The sequence below is a fragment of the Milkweed yellows phytoplasma str. MW1 genome (assembly GCF_000309485.1).
Lineage (GTDB): Bacteria > Bacillota_I > Bacilli_A > Acholeplasmatales > Acholeplasmataceae > Phytoplasma.
The window spans coordinates 1-2291 of record NZ_AKIL01000092.1 but is presented as its reverse complement, the minus strand read 5'-3'; the positions used below and the strand labels follow the sequence as shown (position 1 = coordinate 2291).

Annotated in this window: 2 protein-coding genes; both read left to right on the top strand. The window is 23.7% G+C overall.

What is annotated here, in order from left to right; translation table 11 throughout:
• Window positions 1-92 precede the first annotated feature (92 nt).
• Window positions 93-1355, top strand: coding sequence for an AAA family ATPase (locus tag RI76_RS02040; RefSeq protein WP_017192481.1), 1263 nt, complete (start codon window positions 93-95; stop codon window positions 1353-1355).
• Window positions 1356-1379: 24 nt separating this feature from the next.
• Window positions 1380-2216, top strand: coding sequence for a hypothetical protein (locus RI76_RS02035; RefSeq protein WP_017192480.1), 837 nt, complete (start codon window positions 1380-1382; stop codon window positions 2214-2216).
• Window positions 2217-2291: the final 75 nt, after the last annotated feature.

Below are 2291 nucleotides of genomic sequence, written 5' to 3'. Positions count from 1 at the left end.
TTTAATTTTATAGAAATAAATTAAAAATTTTTGAATTTAGAGTAAAAAAATATAAAAATATCAAACTATATTGATAGAAAGATAGGTTGTTATTGAAAAAAAAATCAAAATTAAATATGTATAATATTGTTTTGTTTTTATCATTGTTAATTATTGCTTGTGGCGTTTTTTTTTATATATTAAAAACATTAGTATTTTTAGAAATTATTAAAAAAAACTCAACAAGAACAAAAACTCAATCAATAAAATTACACGATGATACATTAGAAGAAATAGAGAGAATTTTTGAACCATATAAAGAATCTATTCAACAAGAAAATAAAAAAAATGATCAAAATTTTACTAATTTTAATCAAAATTTTCAAGAATTTAAAAATGTTTTAAAAACCGAAATAAAAAAAATTGTACAACAAATGGGAGGCGAAAATGTCAGTGATGATTTAACTGAATATGAAAGTAAAATAGATGAATTGACATATACAATTGATCATTCAAATTATGATAGTTTAAAAAGTTTAGAACAATTAATTGGCTTAAAAACAGAAAAAGCAGCATTAGGAGATTTAAATACTTGTATGACTTATTCACCTTCTTTAGAGCGTTATCAACAAAAACCTCCAATAGGAGTTATTTTTCACGGAGTTCCCGGAACCGGGAAAACTACTCTTGCAAGAGCTTTAGCAAAAACTACTAATTTTAATTATATTGAAATCGATGGAACTAATTTTCAAAAATATAATTCTAAAGAGGGAATTAAAATGGTAGATGCTTTATTTAAAAAAACACAAGAAATGGAAAGAGTTATTGTTTGTATTGATGAATGCGAAAATACTTGGGGTAATTTAACTAAAGCCGAAAATCAAGCAACCAAAAATATTGTAACTAAATTTAAAAATTCTTTTACTTCGATTAATAATCAAAATCGTTCTAATAAAGTTTTTTGGATTGGAACTACTAATCATCTAGAAGATATTGATGACGCTATTTTATCTCGTTTTGATTACAAAATAGAAGTTAAACCTTTAGATTTAACAAGTCGTCAAGAATATTTTCAAAAAGTATTTATTGCAAAATTAAAAAAAGAAAATTTAATATCTCAAGAGGCCAATGATTATTTAATTAATGAGCTAGCACCGGAAATTGAAAATTTTCCTGAATTACAAACATTTCGTGATATGGAAGCTTTAATAAGATTGTCTAGTATCAAAGCGATTCAAAGATTTAAACAGGATAATATTCCACCAGAACAAATTACTAGACAAGATTTAGAACTCGTTTTTAATAATAAAAAACAAGAAATTGCAGATGCAAGAAGTTGGAATTTTATTAATGCAAAAAATAATTTTAAAAAATAAAATAAATAAAGGAAGTATCAAGCGTTGAGAGAAGAAAATAAGAATTTATTAAATATTAGACAAATATCAATGATATTATTATTAACTTTACCTTTAATAACTTTGATAACAGTTAGTGCAGTGGTATTAAAACAGTATTCTGTTATAATACAATCAGCATTTACAATAGATAAGAGACTTCAAACAGATGATAAAACGGAAGAAGACTTAAAAAAAGATTTTACTGTAAGAGAATTAGTAGAATTAAGTGATTCAAAAGTACTATGGGAAAATAGTGGAAATAATATTATGCCAACCACCAATAATACTTTTTTATTTGTATCTGATTACCCGGTATTAGCAAATCAAGGTAAAGTTAAAAAAGTTTATGAAATAAAATTAAACGAAAATATTCGTGCTAAAAAAGATTTATTTGTTAATTTAAAAGATATGCAACAATATTTTATTAACAAAACCAATGATCAGTCAACAAATGCTTCAATAGATTCTGCTTCTTCTAATGAACAATGGTTAGAAATAGAATCTATTCAATGGTTATCATCCGATGATAAACCATTAGAGAATAAAAAAGATACAAATGACTTAAACTTAGGTAAAACACTTTTATTAAAAGGACCAAAAGTTATACCAGGCGAAACAGACTTAATTACAGAAGCTCAATTAAAAGCAGATCCTAAATTATTTGAAAAATTTAAGAAACAATATGAACAAAGTGATACAATCAAATTAGAAATTAATTTTAAAATTAATCAAGTAAAAATGGAAAATCAAGGACTTTGGGATGTAAATAGTAATTATTTAAATAAAGACGGTGAAATTAAACTAGGGGCTCAATTAAAAGTATTTACTGATGAAAATTAAAGATAATTAATATCTAAACCAATTTAATTTATAATTTTCAAATAAAACTAAACTATTTATTTCAAAAATAAATAG